14 protein-coding genes are annotated in these 15,750 nt (G+C 62.7%); 12 read left to right on the top strand and 2 right to left on the bottom strand.

Going from position 1 to position 15,750, the window contains the following annotated elements:
- The 12 genes from POF45_RS27155 to POF45_RS27100 all read left to right on the top strand — a co-directional run bounded on the left by POF45_RS27155 (position 1) and on the right by POF45_RS27100 (position 14,029).
- Positions 1-1,593 carry a GumC family protein gene (locus POF45_RS27155; RefSeq protein ID WP_259501946.1) on the top strand — a complete coding sequence of 531 codons (1,593 nt, stop codon included), beginning with the start codon at positions 1-3 and terminating at the stop codon, positions 1,591-1,593.
- Positions 1,590-2,852 (top strand): glycosyltransferase family 4 protein, encoded by a 1,263-nt coding sequence (locus POF45_RS27150; RefSeq protein WP_282317172.1) that lies wholly within the window; start codon positions 1,590-1,592, stop codon positions 2,850-2,852. Before POF45_RS27155 ends, POF45_RS27150 begins: the two co-directional genes overlap by 4 nt.
- Positions 2,849-4,219 carry an O-antigen ligase family protein gene (locus POF45_RS27145; RefSeq protein WP_282317171.1) on the top strand — a complete coding sequence of 457 codons (1,371 nt, stop codon included), beginning with the start codon at positions 2,849-2,851 and terminating at the stop codon, positions 4,217-4,219. The genes POF45_RS27150 and POF45_RS27145 overlap by 4 nt, the downstream gene beginning before the upstream one ends.
- Complete coding sequence (locus POF45_RS27140; protein ID WP_259501940.1) at positions 4,216-5,184, top strand: glycosyltransferase; 969 nt, start codon at positions 4,216-4,218, stop codon at positions 5,182-5,184. Before POF45_RS27145 ends, POF45_RS27140 begins: the two co-directional genes overlap by 4 nt.
- Complete coding sequence (locus POF45_RS27135; protein WP_282317170.1) at positions 5,177-6,313, top strand: glycosyltransferase; 1,137 nt, start codon at positions 5,177-5,179, stop codon at positions 6,311-6,313. The genes POF45_RS27140 and POF45_RS27135 overlap by 8 nt, the downstream gene beginning before the upstream one ends.
- Positions 6,314-6,325: 12 nt before the next feature.
- Positions 6,326-7,327: a polysaccharide deacetylase family protein gene (locus tag POF45_RS27130; protein WP_282317169.1), complete on the top strand. Its 1,002-nt coding sequence runs from the start codon at positions 6,326-6,328 to the stop codon at positions 7,325-7,327.
- Positions 7,324-8,628: a lipopolysaccharide biosynthesis protein gene (locus POF45_RS27125; RefSeq protein WP_282317168.1), complete on the top strand. Its 1,305-nt coding sequence runs from the start codon at positions 7,324-7,326 to the stop codon at positions 8,626-8,628. Before POF45_RS27130 ends, POF45_RS27125 begins: the two co-directional genes overlap by 4 nt.
- A complete protein-coding gene (locus tag POF45_RS27120; RefSeq protein WP_282317167.1) occupies positions 8,625-10,544 on the top strand; it encodes a hypothetical protein in 1,920 nt (639 codons plus the stop codon). The genes POF45_RS27125 and POF45_RS27120 overlap by 4 nt, the downstream gene beginning before the upstream one ends.
- 204 nt (positions 10,545-10,748) lie before the next feature.
- Positions 10,749-11,438, top strand: a complete 690-nt coding sequence (locus tag POF45_RS27115; RefSeq protein ID WP_259501931.1) for a GNAT family protein — start codon at positions 10,749-10,751, stop codon at positions 11,436-11,438.
- Positions 11,439-11,442: 4 nt separating this feature from the next.
- Positions 11,443-12,633, top strand: coding sequence for a GNAT family N-acetyltransferase (locus POF45_RS27110; RefSeq protein WP_259501930.1), 1,191 nt, complete (start codon positions 11,443-11,445; stop codon positions 12,631-12,633).
- Positions 12,605-13,396 carry a ChbG/HpnK family deacetylase gene (locus tag POF45_RS27105; protein WP_259501929.1) on the top strand — a complete coding sequence of 264 codons (792 nt, stop codon included), beginning with the start codon at positions 12,605-12,607 and terminating at the stop codon, positions 13,394-13,396. The genes POF45_RS27110 and POF45_RS27105 overlap by 29 nt, the downstream gene beginning before the upstream one ends.
- 303 nt (positions 13,397-13,699) lie before the next feature.
- Complete coding sequence (locus POF45_RS27100; protein WP_282317166.1) at positions 13,700-14,029, top strand: type II toxin-antitoxin system RelE/ParE family toxin; 330 nt, start codon at positions 13,700-13,702, stop codon at positions 14,027-14,029.
- Here POF45_RS27100 and POF45_RS27095 read toward each other — a convergent pair whose 3' ends face one another.
- Positions 14,030-14,917 (bottom strand): LysR family transcriptional regulator, encoded by an 888-nt coding sequence (locus POF45_RS27095; protein ID WP_282317165.1) that lies wholly within the window; start codon positions 14,915-14,917, stop codon positions 14,030-14,032.
- 163 nt (positions 14,918-15,080) lie between these two features.
- The gene (gene ycaC / locus POF45_RS27090) at positions 15,081-15,707 is read right to left on the bottom strand and encodes an isochorismate family cysteine hydrolase YcaC (RefSeq protein ID WP_282317164.1); all 627 of its coding nucleotides are present in this window, start codon (positions 15,705-15,707) and stop codon (positions 15,081-15,083) included.
- Positions 15,708-15,750: the final 43 nt, after the last annotated feature.

The raw sequence follows: 15,750 nt of genomic DNA, 5'->3' as shown, positions 1-15,750 counted from the left end.
ATGAATCCAAAGGAAAACTACCTGCACGAGTTCTTCAGGATCTTCTTCGCCAACAAGCAATTGGTGAAGCGCGTGTTCCTGGTCTTTGCAGTGATCGTTCTGCTGTTGCCGCTGGTGCTCAAACAGAGCTTCGACATCACCGCGCAGGTGATCGTCCAGTCGAAGAAACTCTCGCAGGGCGATGCCACCACCTCACTGACCGTGGACAACGCCACGTTCATTCCGCCATCGCTGGCGGACATGGAAACCGAGAGCAATATCCTGCGTTCACCGGCGCTGATCCGCCAAACCATCAGCGAGCTGCGGGACAAGGGCGAGTACACACCCAGCCCCGGCGTGTTCTACACACTGGTGGCCCAGCCATTCCGGCGTTTCGTGACCACGCCGCTGCGTGAATACGTGATCAACCCGGTGCGCAAGGTGCTGGGACTGGAAACCGATCCGGTGCGCGACACGGCGCTGGATGCGCTGACCCAACAGGCCATCGACAGCCTGAAAGTCGAGACGCTGCCGGGCTCCAACGTGATCTCCATCATCTACAGCTTTGGCAATCCGCATCAAGGCACCGAGTTTGTCGCGGCGCTGCTGCAAAACTACCTGATCAGTCGTCAGGCCCTGCAATCCATTGACCTGCCGCAGAGTTTCTACGAAACCAAGAAGCACCAATACCAGGTGCGCCTTGACGGGCTCGAAGGCACGCGCCTGACGCTGCTGGAAAGTGTCGCCTCCTCCGATCCCAAGGAAGAGATCACGTTTCGGCTTAACGCCATCAACACCGAGGAACAGGCGCTGAACCTGTATCAGGACCGGCTGCTGCAAAGCCAGCGCTGGCTCGAATACCTGAAAACCGCCCTGGCCAATGCCACCAACAACAAGCTGACCGACTACACCTTCCCCTACACCTTCACCACCACCGTCGACAACGTGGCGTTCGAGGACCGGGAAATCAAACAGCTGGGCGAAGAGCTGACCACTCAGGTGACGCGTTACAACAACGACCTGGCGGTGTTCCAGCCAAGCAGTGAACCCATGCTGCTGACCCGCGAGCAAATCGGTCGCACCCGTCAGCAATTCCTGAAAATCGTCAATAACCGGATTCAGGAGCGCACCAACGACCTGGCAGTGGTCAGCCAGGTGATCGATCAGAAAACCGCGCGCATCGCCACGTTCAAGAATCGCATCCACCAGTTGCAGGAAACCCAGAGCAAGTTGCGGCAGATGGACACCGAGATCGACGCGTTGCACGCGGCATTCTCCACCTACGCCCAACGCTTTGCCGAAAGCAGCACCACCCGTTCGCTGGACAACGACCTGTCCAACGCCCGGATCCTCAGCCCACCGTATGAACCAACCGATCCGGCGTTCCCCAAACCCATGCTGATCATTCCATTCGGACTGTTCACCGGCCTGCTGCTGGCGATTGCCCTGGTCTACGTGCGTGAGTTCTTCGATCACCGCTTCAAACACCCGGCGCAAATCAGCCACGAGCTGGGCCTGCCGGTGCTGTTGGTGATCAACGATCAAAACGCGCAACCGCTCAACCCGTACAAGAACTGGACCGTGCCAAGTTTCATGCATTGGGTGCGCAATTGAACGCGCCGCTCAGCCCTGCCAGCGCCCTGCCAATCATTCATTTGCTCGGCAGCGGCGGCTTCTATGGGGCTGAGCGGATGCTGCTGGACCATTGCCTGGCGACGCCGGGGCAGCACCAGGTGCTGTTCCTCGATGCGCCGCCAGAACTGATTGCACGGTTTCGCGCAGCCGGTGTTGATAGCCAGGGCTGCGCCAGCCTCGGGGCATTGCTGGGGCATTTGCGCCAGCGCCGCGCCGACCATCCGCTGATCAATACGCATAATTTCAAGGGCCTGCTGTTTGGCTGGATCGGCGCGACGCTGTGGCGTTTGCCACTGGTGATTACCCAGCACGGCTTCACGCCGCGCAGTCGCAAACAACGCTTCTACACTTGGCTGAGCCTGCAACTGTGCCGCACCGCTTCGGTGGATCGGGTGGTGTGCGTGGCCGAAAGCATTGCCGTGCTGCACCGCGCAGCCAGTGTGCAGGCCGAGAAGCTGCAAGTGATCCCCAACGGCCTGCCCGCACAAAGCACAGATACCGGCGGCACAAAACCGTGGCGAGGGAGTTCGCTCCCGCTGGGTTGCGCAGCAGCCCCAACAACAGCAGCGCAGGGTTTCAGACAGAACGCGGGGCCGGCTTTGGGTCCGCTTCGCGGCCCGGCGCGAGCAAGCTCGCTCGCCACCGGTGCTTTGTCAGTTTTTAAAAGGGGTGCCAGCGTCAAAACTTCGCGCTGGCTGGCCGGTTTTGTCGGGCGGTTGAGCAGTGAAAAAGGCCCGGACCTGTTTCTCGATGCCTTGATCCCGCTGTGCCAGCAGCACCCGCAGCTGGATGCCGTGATGCTCGGCGACGGCCCAGAGCGCGACGGCCTGCTGGCGCGTATCGAGGCGGCAGGCTTGCATAGCCGCATCACCCTGCCCGGCTATCAGACCGACATGGCGCCGTGGTGGCAACAGCTCGATGCGCTGGTGATCAGCTCGCGCACCGAAGGCACGCCGATGATCCTGCTCGAAGCGATGCAGGCCGGGGTGCCAGTGGTGGCGTTCAGCGTCGGCGGCATTCCGGATGTGCTGCAGGACCGGGTCAACGGCTTGCTGGCCGCGCCCACCGACAGCGCCGCCCTCGCCCGGCAGATCGACGCGCTGCTGACGCAACCGGCCATGGCCCGGGAACTGAGCGACAACGCGAAACGTACACAACGTGACCGCTACGACCTCAAGGCCCTGGCCGAACGCTGGTCGCAGCTGTACATCCAAACGGCACGGGAGGCACGCGCATGATTTTTCCGCTCTCGATCGTCAGCCTGCTCGGCCTGGCATGTCTCGGTCTGCTGGCCAGTCCTTATCCGTATCTGGCGCCGGGCGCGGTGCTGGGCCTGGTCGGCGTTGCCGTGCTGTACCGCAAGCCGACCTGGGGCTTGCTGGGCATCACCGCGCTGGTGCCATTCGAAGGTTTCTTCAAGGGCAACGCGCTGTCGGGCAGCAAATTCCTCGGTGTCTCGCTGATCCTGATCCTGCTGCTGCAACTGGCAATTCATCAACTGCCCGGTGAACGGCTGCGCAGCAACATCTGGCGCTTCCTGATCTGGTTTCTGATTCTGTACGGGCTCAGTTTCATCACCAGCGACGACCTCGGCATGTCTGCCGGGCACCTGCGGGAACTGAGCGTCGGTCTGATTCTGTTTGTGATCACCCTGCTGATTGGCCGTGAACTCAACCTCGATCTGTTCGCCCGGCTGGTCACCCTCAGCGTGGCGGTGACGTGCGTGATGGCGATGTTTTCCGCCAAGTATCAGGATCAGGGCCGCGCCTCCGGCTTGCTGGAAGACCCGAACGCCTTCGCCCTGCTGATCGCCTTCGCCGTGCCCATGGCTCTGTTGCTGGTGCTTCGCAGCCCGAACCTGCTGCACCGTTTGTTCTGGGGCGGTTGCTGCCTGTTGCTGTTGGGCGGCATGACCAAGACCGAATCCCGTTCGGGGCTGGTGGTGCTGTTCCTGAGCCTGGTCATCGGCACCTTGCACTACCGCGCCCAACTGCCGCGTATCCGCCCCCGGCATCTGGGGTTTGCCATGCTCGGCGCGGCCATCGTCATTCCGCTGGCGATCTATGCGATGCCGGCGGGCTACATCGCGCGCATTCAATCCCTGAGCGTGCTCAGCGCCGGCGCCAAGGGCCATGACGATGAATCCCTGGGCCGCCGCGCTTCGTACATCGTGGTCGGTGGCCAGATGATCAGGGAGAATCCGCTGCTCGGTTCCGGCCCCGGCACGTTCCCCCTGCACTACGCCCCCAGCGGTTACGCCGCCGCGTTTTCCGCCAACCGCAAGATCGGCGACTTGTACCGCCGCGCCCATAACACCTATCTGGAGATTTTCAGCGAACTGGGGATCCCCGCCGGCCTGTTGTTCGTCGCCATGCTGGGGCTGGGCCTGTACAACCTGATCCGCGCCCGCCGCGCCTGGATGCTGCGGCGCAACTGGGAACAGGCCGACCTGTTGACGCACCTGTCCATCAGTTTTCTGTCGCTGACGCTGTTTCTGATGTTCCTCAGCGCGCCGAACCAGAAGTACGTGTGGATCATGCTCGCGCTCAGCAGCGTGCTGCGCACCCAGGCCGAAGAAGCGCCGTTGCTGGAGGTCAGGGCATGAGTCGGATCAGTATCGTCATCCCGATGTTCAACGAAGCCCGGCACATCGGCCGCACGTTGCTGGCTGCGCAACGGGCCGCCGATGCCGCCGATATCGAATGCGAACTGATCGTGGTCGACAACGGCTCCGAAGATCAGGGCCCGCAGATCGCCCGCCAGTTCGGCGCTCAGGTGCTGGTGTTGCCCGGTCTGTTGATCGGCGCCCTGCGCAATCGCGGGACCGCCGTCGCCAGCGGAGAATGGCTGGCCTTTATCGATGCCGATGTCGAGATGCCCGAGGACTGGTTGACGCTGCTGTTCGAACTCGAATCCGCCGAGCACGCCGACGTCTTTGGCCTCGATCTGCACACCCCGGCCGAAGCGCCCTGGTTTGCCGATGCCTGGCAACGCCGCACCTTGCGCCCCGTCACTCACACCCTGCACCCGGTGCAATGGCTGCCCAGTTCCAATCTGCTGATGCGTCGCAGTTGGTGTGAACAGGTCGGTGGCTTCGATGAAAATCTGCGTACCGGAGAAGACAAGGAATTCACCATGCGCTTGCGCGAAGCCGACGCACGCTTGCTGACAGTCAACGAAACGGTCGCCCTGCATTGGGGTTACGAGCGCAGCTGGCGCGAGTGGATGGGCAAGGAAATGTGGCGTCAGGGCAGTCACCTGCAATTGCTCCGCACCCACGGCATGAGCCTGCGTCTGTTGCGTTTCCCACTGTTGTCGATTGTGGTCTGGCTCCTGGATTTCCTGGCGATCTCGGCGCTGCTCAATGGCTTCCCGCACCACGCGTTGCTGATGATCTTCGTCACGTCGCTGCCGGCGCTGTTCCTCAGTCTGCGCCAGAGTCTGAAGCACCACGATATTCGCTTGACCCTGCAACTCTGGGGCTTGCACTGGTTGCGTCTACACCTGGCCGGCGCCGCGCTAGTGCTCAGCCTGTGTCATTGGAATGCCAGGAGGCCTGCCCGTGGCTGAACTCATTTTCTGGTTGTGCCTGTTACTGCCGGTGTACGCCTGGCTGGGCTACCCGTTACTGCTGACCCTGTTGACGCCGCTGTTCCGGCCACTGCGGCGGGAAGCGACGCCACCGCTGAACGTGAGCATCGTGATCGCCGCACACAACGAGGCGCGGCACATCGAACACAAGCTGCGTACCCTGCTGGCCCAGGATTATCAGCCCGCCTCCTTGCAAATCATTCTGGCCAGTGACGGTTCGAGCGATGACACCGTGGCCTGCGCGCACAACGTCATCGACCCACGCATCCAAGTACTCGACCTGCCACGCCAGGGCAAGGCCGCCACCCTCAATGCCGGCGTCGCCGTGAGCACCGGCGAGATTCTGGTGTTCACCGACGCCGACAATCAATGGTCCCGCGAGACCCTCGGTTACCTGCTTGCACCACTGGCCGATCCCGACGTCGGCGCCTGCGCCGGGCACATGGTGATCCCGGTGACCGGCGCCGGCCTGAGCGTCGGCGACAGCCTCTATCGGCATTACGAAGGCTGGGTACGCCGGGTCGAGAATCGCACCGGTTGCATGGTCTCCGCCGACGGCGCCCTGCTCGCCCTGCGCCGCGAGTTGTTCCAAAGCGTACCGGCCGAGGTCAACGATGACTTCTTCATCAGCACCTGCGCGCCGGTGGCCTTCAAACGCATCGTCTATGTGCCCGAAGCCCAGGTGATCGACCACGGCGTGGATGAAGCCGACAAGCAGTTTCGGCGCCGTCAGCGCGTCACCGTCGGCGGTTTGCAAAGCCTGGCCCAGCGCCGGGAACTGCTTAACCCGCTGCGCCACGGCCTGTATGCGCTGGCGTTGATCAGCCACAAACTGATCCGCCGCCTGGCACCGGTCCTGCTGGTGCCGTTGCTGCTGAGCAACTTCTGGCTGTGGGACGAACACTCGTTCTATCAACTGAGCCTGGTGGCGCAATTGCTGGGTTACGCCGTGGCCGTCGCCGGGCTGCTGGACGTGCAGCACCGCTTGCCCAAGCCCTTTCGCCTCGCCGCGTTCTTGCTGGTGACCCTGGCCGGGATGAGCATCGGCCTGTGGCAGTTCTTGCGGGGACAGCGTTACAGCCAGTGGAATCCGGAACAAAACCGTTGAGAGGACTGCGCCATGGTCATCAAGCAACTGATCAAACGCACCAGCGGATGGCTCTACCTGAACTCGGCGGTCGGGCGCAGCCAGTTGCAGGGCGCCGGGGTGATCCTGATGCTGCACCGGGTGCTCGCCAGCGACCACACGGCCAACCTGCCGCACCGCAACGAGTTGTGCGTCGGACCCAAGGCCTTCGAACACTTGCTGATCTGGTTGCGCAGACACTTCGACTGCGTGCCGCTGATGGACATTCTGCAACCTGGTACGTTGCGCTCGGACCGCCCGAAAGTGGCGCTGACGTTCGACGACGGCTGGCGCGACAACGCCGTGAACGCCTTCGCGCTGCTCCAGAAACACCAGGTACCGGCGAGTATTTTTCTCTCCACCGATTTCATTGGCAGCCGCCAGCGCTTCTGGTGGGAAAGCCTGGGTGAAACCCTGTGGGAAAGCCATGGCGAGCAGGCCCGGCGGCACCTGATCGAATGCCTGTACAAGCGCGGTCACCCGGTGCCGGTACTGATGGACGATCTGGATGAGAACCGGCGCAGCGTGACGCTGCTGCATTACCTGCAAAGCCTGAAAAGCCTGGATGCGCGGGAGCTTAGCCGGCTGACCGATGAATGCCCGCAAGAGTCGATGCCCCAGGCACTGGACTGGCAACAGGTACGCGCGCTGGAGTCGTCCGGGCTGGTGCGTTTCGGCCCTCACGGTGCCAGTCACGCGATCCTCACCAGCCTGGACGATCAACGCCTGGACGAAGAACTGAGCCGCAGCCGCGACGCGCTGCTCAACGGCTGCAACCGGCCACTGCCGGTCTACTGCTACCCCAATGGCGACCATGATGCGCGCGTCCGGCGACAGGTGGCCGCCCACGATTTTCCGTTCGCGCTGGGCACCGGCACCGGCATTTATCGCGGCAACAGCGACCCGCTGGCCCTGCCGCGTTTCGGTGTCAGCCAACGCACTGCACGCAACCCCGAGTTGCTGTCCTGGCGCATCTTTCGCGGCGGTCAACCATGAGTCGCAGCCACTACCTCAAACACCTGGCCCTGAGCATGGGCACCAAGCTGGCGATGATCGCTTTGCGCTTGCTGCGCAACGTGTTGCTGGCACGGATTCTCGGGCCCAGCGAGCGGGGCCTGTTTGCCCTGCTCAGCACATTGCCTGACCTGATCAGCGCGGCCACCAGCGGCGGGCTGAATTCGGCGGTGGGTTATCAGGCCGCCAAGCAACGGCCGATGGGCTTGCTGTTGAGTCAAGTGCTGGTGTTCGGTTGCCTGCTCGCGGCGCTGCTGACCTTGCTGGTAGTAGCCTTGACCCGGGCGTTTGGCGACGAGCTGGACATCACCCTCCAACTGGGCCTGCTGGCCTGGTTGTTGCTGCTGGCAGTGCCGCTGACGGTACTCAAAAGTGGTTTGCTGACCTTGCACAACGCGTCCGGTGGCGTGGTGGCGTTCAACGCCTTGCGGCTGGTGGAATCCCTGACACCGCTGTTGCTGTTTCTCGCGTTGTTCTGGATGTGGAAAACCGCCGCCCTGGAAGCGGCGCTGATCAGTTGGCTGGCGGGCATCAGCCTGGTGGTGGTGGCCGGCTGGGTGTGGCTCAAGCGTGATCAGCCGCTGCGCCTGCAATGGGACCGCGCCAGTCAGAACGAGCTGCTGCGCTACAGCGCACGCAGCCATCCCGACCTGCTGTTTCAGCAAGTGATTCTGCGTTCCGATTATCTGTTTATCGGCGCCCTGCTCGGCAGCACCGCGCTGGGTCATTACGCCATGGCCAGCACCGCCGCCGAGTTGCTGCTGATCGTCCCCGAAGCGGTGACCACGCCGCTGATGAAGCGCCTGTTGCAACAGGAAGAAGGCATCGACCAGGTGACGCCCCTGGCCTTGCGCCTGACGGGCACGGTGATGCTCGGCGCCTGCCTGGTGATGGCGGTGATCGGTGAATGGTTGATCATCACCCTGTTCGGCATTGCCTACCAACCGGCATACCCGGCGTTGCTGGCCCTGCTGCCGGGGCTGCTGGGCCTGTGCTACGCCTCCATTTTGCGCCTGGACCTGCTGGGCAAGAACCGCCCCGGCAGCATCTCGCTGTTGATGGGCCTTGGTGCCCTGCTCAACCTGGCCCTGAACGTTTTACTGATTCCCCACTATGGCATCGTCGGCGCGGCCGCGGCTTCGTCCATCGCTTATCTGGCGGTGACCCTCGCGCTGCTGGTGCTGTATTGCCGCCTGAGTGGTGTATCGGTCTGGCAAACCCTGATCATCCTGCCCGGCGATGTCGTGCCGATGCTGCACATGCTGCAACGGAAGTCGGCATGAAACGCGTCGTGCTGCTGTTGAGCCTGGGCCTGACCCTCGGTGCCCACGGCGCGCCCATGCGCTGGGCCGATATCCGCGACGGCAGCCTGTACCTGCAAGCGGATCGGCCCGATACGCTGACGATTCGCTGGACTGCGGCGTGGCAGGCCGATGCCAATGAAGAACATATCTACCTGCTCGACGGCCAGGGCAAACTTCAGGGCGACCGCCTGATCACCGCCAGTGAAAGTCGTGGCACGCAGAGCTGGCCGCTGGCTCCCGGCGCGGCCAGTTATCAGCTGGATATTCCGGGCTACAGTTTCCGTCGCTACAAGGTCGAACACGACGAACGCACGGTGGCGCTGTTCGCCCCGGCCAAGGTGCATTTCAGTGCCGAAACCCGTGACGGCGACGAGTTGTTTTTCAAGGTCGCGCCGGGCGAGCACGCGGTGCTGGCCGGCAAGTTCCACGGCGGCGTCGGCGCCCTGCAAGCGCAACGAATGAGCGACGGTAAAAGCCTGTCCCTGGCGCTGAAACCGTATCGCGCCTACTGGCAGTTTGATCAGGTTGAACTGCCCGTGGCCACGTCGGAACAAGTCTGGCGCCTGCGCCTGCAAGGCAGCGGCAAAGTCGCGTTCTGGCTCGACGGCACCGCCAACCTGTTCGCGCAGAATCCGCAGCAGCTCAAACCATTGCGTCAGGACGATGGCCGGACCCGGCTGACGCTTTACCAAGACGTGCTCGGCCCCACACCCAAGCTCGGCATCGCCCTGCCCTATACCCTGCCGCCGCCCGCCAGTTATGCCGTGCTCGATGCGCTGAAACCGCAGGCGGGCAGTTACTACAGCTTCGTCGACATTACGGCGAAGAACCGCCATTTCGAAGACGCGTTCCGCCAGGTTTATCAGGACCGTTTCGGCATCCGCCAAGACATCACGCTGCTCGCCGGCAGCCAGCGCCAGGCCGACCTGCGCGCCGACACGATCAGCAACAGCGGCCTCGACGCCTGGCTCGCCAGCACCCGGGCGCTGGGCGGCAACGGCACCCACTACATCGGGTTCGCCGACGAGCCGAACCTCAACTACCCGAGCTACGCCAACTATCAGGCGATCTTCAACAGCATGGCCCGGCAAGTGCGCAGTGATCCGGCCAATGCCAGGGCGGGAATCCGTATTGCCATGCCCGCCAGTTCGCGGCTGGTCAACGGTCCGTTCGCCGACAACGCCGCCGACAAGCGCGGCATCGAGTGGGCGCGGCGCCTGCTGGCCGAATCCGGCGAACTGGTCGATGCCCTGGCCTGGCACGAATGGATGATCCGCGACCTGCTGGCGACCCGGGTCTACCGCGACAGCGTGCGCCGCGCCGCCGAACTGGTAGGCCTCGATGCCAAGGGCCAGCCGCGCAAGGCCTTGCTGCTCGACCAGACCAATCTGTCCAGTGGCAGCAGCCTGAGCCCCTACGATCAGGAAACCCACTACGCTTCGTTGTGGTGGGCGTCGGTGGTAATCAATTCGGCGCAGGACGGTTTGCTGAGCATGCTCAACTGGTTCCAGGCCGCCGATGAGCCGGACTACCCCAAAGGCATGTTGCGGGTGCTGGGCAATGACCGCTTTGAACTCAAGCCGGTGGGCCTGGCGCAGCAATTCATCGCCGGGCATTGGTTGGGCAGCGTGCTGAAACTGGACAACGACGCCTTCGAAGTCGACGCCCTGGCGATGGCCACCGATCACCAGCGCAGCCTGCTGGGAGTGAACAAGGGCACGCGTTTGCAACGTGTCGATCTGGCTGGCGCGGGCTGCCCGTTGAGCAAAGGCGCCTTGCGTTATTTCGGCGCCGACAACCGCAGCCGCGACGCGCCCTTCGATTGCCGCAACGGACGCGTCAGCTTCGAGCTGCCGGGGCAAACCTTGTTTGCATTGAGCTGGAGTGCGTCATGAACCCGAATACCGAACCATCGACGAATCACCTGTGGGAGCGGGCTTGCTCGCGAATGCGGTGGCTCAGTCAACACTGATGTCGCAGGTGATGGCCCCTTCGCGAGCAAGCCCGCTCCCACAAGGGATTGCGCTTAACTCACTGGCATTGGGGCTGACCCCGCCAACGCAGTGTTTTCACCCAGCCAGAACTCAGGAGACGATCCAATGAGTGCCTTGCAGAAATTACGCGATCGCATCAAACAAAAAGGCTTGCGCGCCACCGTCAAGACGCTGTGGCGCCATTACGTGTTTTATCACTGGGAACTGTTGTGGATGGAGCGTGACCTGGTCAGCCCGGTGCCGCCGCATTCGCTCAAGCCATATCCGCCATTGCGCCTGGAGACCATCACGCCGCACAACACCAAGGCCTTCGCCCGCTACTTCGGCGACCGTGTGGAGACCATGGCCGAACTCGCCCGCGAAGGCTACACCGGGCACATGCACCTGGACGATCAGGGCGATGCCGTGGCGTTCATCTGGGGCGCCAACCGCAACTACTTCGACAAGCACTACTACGGCTGCTGGTTCCCGGTAAAACCCGGCGAGTTTTTCGAGTTCGGCGGCGAACTGACGCGCGCCTACTGGGGCACCACGCTGTCGGTGGACCTGCAACTGGAGCTGTGGAAAGCCATGCAGGCCCAGGGCTGCGACAAGGTGGTGGACGTCTGCGAGTTCCACAACATCCCGGCGCTCAAGCTGCACCTGCGCATGGGCTACACCGAGCAAGGGCGGATCATGAACGTCTATGGCCTGTTCGGCCGCTGGCGCTTCTACCGTGAAACCCGCTACACCGGCTCACGTCTGGATGCGCTGCGCAAACCGTCTCGGCCACCTGTCACCGCACAGGCGACCTGAGTCGATGGCGGCGCGATTCGAATGGCGCACCTCGTTGTGCGCCCCGGACTTTCCGGCGCAGGCCTTCGAGGCCTTGCGCCTGCGGGTGACGGACCACACGCCGTTCAACAGCCTGGCCTGGCTGTGCGCCTCGGAACAGGCACTGATCGATGGCCAGCGCTTGCACATTCTGCTTGCCTGGTCTGGCGCTGAACTGATGCTGTGCCTGCCACTGGTGGCAGGCAGGCAGCGTTTTGGCGGGGTGCCGTTTCGGGTGTTGCATCACCTGGGCTATCCGATGGCCGATCGTCTGGCCTTGCTGTCTTGCCTCGACGCCGAGGACACGCGCCGGGCGCTGAAGGGCATCCGTCGACACCTGCCCCACGCGCTGCTGCAACTCAACGAATTGTCCGAACCCACCGGTGAAGAAAGCGCCCTGACCGAATGGATGGGCCGCAGCTCGACCGCCGAACGCCGCCTGAGCTGCAAAGTGCCGGTGCACCTGATCAGCGACGCCGACCGCCAGGAAGTGTCTGGCGACCCGCGCTACAAACTGCGCCGGGCGCGCAAACGCATCGCCGCCTGCGGCGCCGAAGTACGGCGCATCACCCCCGATGCGACGAGCATGCCGGCCTGGTTACAAGCCATCAGTGAAGTGGAAGCGGTGAGTTGGAAAGGTGATGAAGGCGTGGGGATTTTCACCGGCGAGCAACATCGACTGTGGATGGATCGCGCCTTTACCGGCCTCGCCGCCCAAGGGCTGGTGCGGCTGGTGATACTGGAGCTGAACGGGCGCTGCATCAGTTACCGCCTCGGCTTGCTGGAACAGGGTCGGCTGTACGATTACAACCTGGCATTCCTGCCGCAATACGCCGATCTGGGCAGCGGTCGGGTACTGCTTGAAGAATGGATTCGCTGGGGCCTGGACGACAACTGGCGCTGGATCGATGCCTCGCGGGTCAGCCTGGAAAACTCCAGCCATCAACTCCACGAGCGCATGACCGGGCAACTGGAGCACTGGCGCTGGAGTTTCTATTCCTGGCGGCCCGGCGGCCTGGTATTGGGACTGGCGTTGCGCCTCTGGCACCGAATCAAACCAACCGTGCAACGCTGGCGCAGCAAACGACCGCTTGATGCGCCCGCGCCCAAGGCCGCCGCGCCTGTCGAAAAAACCATGGAGGGCGAACATGCCTCGCCAAGTCATAGTCAACGCTGACGATTTCGGCCTCAGCAACAACGAGAACGCCGTGATCTTCAATGCCTTTCAGGCCGGGGTCATCAGTTGCGCCACGGCCATGGCCAACATGCCGGCGTTTGACGCCGCGTGTGTGATGGCGCAGCACCCGCTGCTCAAGGACCGGATCGGCCTGCACTTCAACCTGACCTACGGGCGCCCCTTGAGCCAGGGCATTCTGACGCGCCCGACCTTCTGCGACAGCAATGGCGTGTTCGATCTCGACCTGCCCCGTCACCGTCTCTGGCTCAGCGCCTCAGACCGGGAGGCGGTGATGGACGAACTGCACGCGCAGTGGCAACGCTGCCTGGACCATGGCGTGCGTCCCAGTCATCTGGATTCTCACCAGCATGTGCACAACATCTGGCCCATCGGCGAGATCGTCGCGCGCTTCGCTGCCCGACAAGGCGTGGCCGTGCGCCTGGCGCGCAATCTGGGGCACAACCTGAGCCTGCCGAAACGCGTATTCAAGGGCTTACTCAACTGGCGTTTGAACCAACTGGCCGGTGCCACCGCGGACTACGTCTGCACCCCGGTGGACCTGCGCGACGCACCGCCGCCCACCGACGGTGTGCTGGAAATCGTCGCGCACCCCAATCAGCTCGGCGCCGATTTCGGCGATGCCTATCTGCACCCCGGCGAATCACTGAGCCGGTTGCTGGAACAGCGTCTGGCGGGCGTGCCACGGGTGTCTTACGGCATGCTTCTGGGCGGCTTGCCCGGCGATACTGCGGCGCAGGAATAACCGACATCCCGTGCCGCCTCGAAATTTTCGCGCCACACAGGCCGCCTTCGCGAGCAAGCTCGCTCCCACAGGGGTTCAATGTCGATCACAAAAATGTGCTTCACACCGGCCCCATGTGGGAGCGAGCCTGCTCGCGAAGGCGTCGGCCAGAGCACCCATACTTCGACTCTTTAAGCATCCCTGCCAGCCAACATCCCCCGTTTTTCTCAAAATCATATTTCCTGCACAAACCACGCAAGAAACCACACACATCAAGGGAGTGGCCTGACTACTCATCCGTATCCACCTGGATACAGTTGAGCAATGAACTGTCTTGTTCGGCAAACCAGCACTTTCGTGAAATGGCATGCCTCAGTGAGGGATATACGGGCGAAGATTGCAATCGCCCGTCATATCGACCGCGCAGGCTCTGGCAATCTGGGGGATATCAAACCCGTGGGTGGAGGCGTTTCGCAAATGCGCGTGGACGTCGGTGCCGGCTATCGAATTTATTTCATCCAGCGTAATGGAGTGGTCATCGTGCTATCGCCCAGCGGTGACAAGGCCTCGCAAAGCGCTGATATCAGACGAGCAAAACAACGTCTAGAACAGCGCCTGCGAAAACCACATCCGCGCTTTGTTGTGATGTTGTAATCAGTTGCTCTGATCCAGTCGCTCACGCAGGAATTCGATCAACGCCTGCACCGGTCGTGACGACTGGCGATGCTGCGGATACACCGCCGACAACGTCAGCGGCCTGGGCCGAACATCTTCCAGCACCGGCAACAACCACCCATCCTTGAGCGCCGCACCGACGATGAACGTCGGCAAGTACGTCACGCCCATGCCGGCAATCGCCGCGTCCTTGAGCAACTCGCCGTTGTTGACCCGCATACGCCCGGTGACATTGATCGTCAGCGGCTTGCCCGGCCCTTCGAAACGCCACTGCACCTGCCGCCCGTGACCGTAGGGCAGGCAGTCATGGCTGTGCAGGTCCTCGGGTTTGAGTGGCGTGCCGCGTTCGGCCAGGTACGCTGGACTGGCGCAGTACACGCGTTCGATGGAGGCGATGCGGCGGGCGATCAGGGTCGAGTCTTCCAGCACGCCGATGCGCAGCGCCAGGTCATAGCCCTCGCCGAGCAGATCAACCGGCCGGTCGCTCAGATCCACCTCAACGGTGACGTCGCGGTAGCGCTGCAAAAACGCCGGCAGCAGGCAGCCCAGATGCGCCAGGGCAAACGACAGCGGCGCGCTGATGCGCAGGGTGCCACGGGGCTCGGTGGTCTGGCCGGCAATGCCCTGCTCCACCTGTTCCACTTCGCTGAGCAGGCGCAGGGCCGATTCGTAATAACTTTGGCCCAGCGGCGTGACGTCCAGGCGCCGGGTGGAGCGATTGAGCAGACGCACACCGAGGCGCTCTTCGAGTTGCATCAGGCGACGGCTGATGAACTGCTTCGACAGGCCCAGTTGATCGGCGGCAGCGGTGAAGCTGCCGGAGTCCATGACCTGGCAAAAAATACGCATATCTTCGAACGGGTTCATTGTCATGCCCTGGTTGACAGTCGATCCCTTTATAGCTTTTTTCTGCGCTTTCGACAGCTGATTGTTGCCCCTGTGGGAGCGTGCTTGCTCGCGATAGCGGACTGACAGTCAGCAGAGGTGTTGAATGTGCAGCAGCCATCGCGAGCAAGGATTGAGGCGGGGCTTATCGGGAGGACAGTACCGAATAGCTGTTCATCAGATTGCGGTAGTTCGGAATACGCGGCGACAGCAGGTTGGCCAGGCCTTCCATGTCGTTGCGCCAATCGCCCTGCAGCTCACACGCCACCGAGAACCAGTTGACCAGTTGTGCACCGGCGGCCGTCATGCGTGCCCAGGCGGCTTGTTGCACGGTTTCGTTGAAGGTGCCCGAGGCGTCGGTGACCACGAACACGTCAAAGCCTTCGGCCAGCGCCGACAGGGTCGGGAACGTCACACACACATCGGTCACGACACCGGCGATGATCAGTTGTCTGCGCCCGGTGGCCTTGACCGCCTTGACGAAGTCTTCGTTGTCCCAGGCATTGATCTGGCCGGGGCGCGGGATGTACGGCGCGTCCGGGAGCTGCTCTTTGAGCTCCGGCACCATCGGGCCGTTGGGGCCGTTTTCGAAACTGGTGGTGAGGATGGTCGGCAGTTTGAAAAACTTGGCCACGTCGCCCAGCGCCAGCACGTTGTTCTTGAATTCGTTGGGCGAGAAATCCTGGACCAGCGAGATCAGGCCGGTCTGGTGATCGACCAGCAGCACCACGGCGTCATCTTTGTTCAGACGTTTGTAGGGAACATTGCTCATGTGAAACTCCTTGGGGGTGGTTGTTTTTTTGATAGCGCCGGCT

Origin of the sequence: Pseudomonas fungipugnans (assembly GCF_029955235.1) — a bacterium.
Classification (GTDB): Bacteria; Pseudomonadota; Gammaproteobacteria; order Pseudomonadales; family Pseudomonadaceae; genus Aquipseudomonas; species Aquipseudomonas fungipugnans.
Note: the sequence above shows the minus strand (reverse complement) of the source record. Positions and strands in the feature narration are given on the sequence as shown.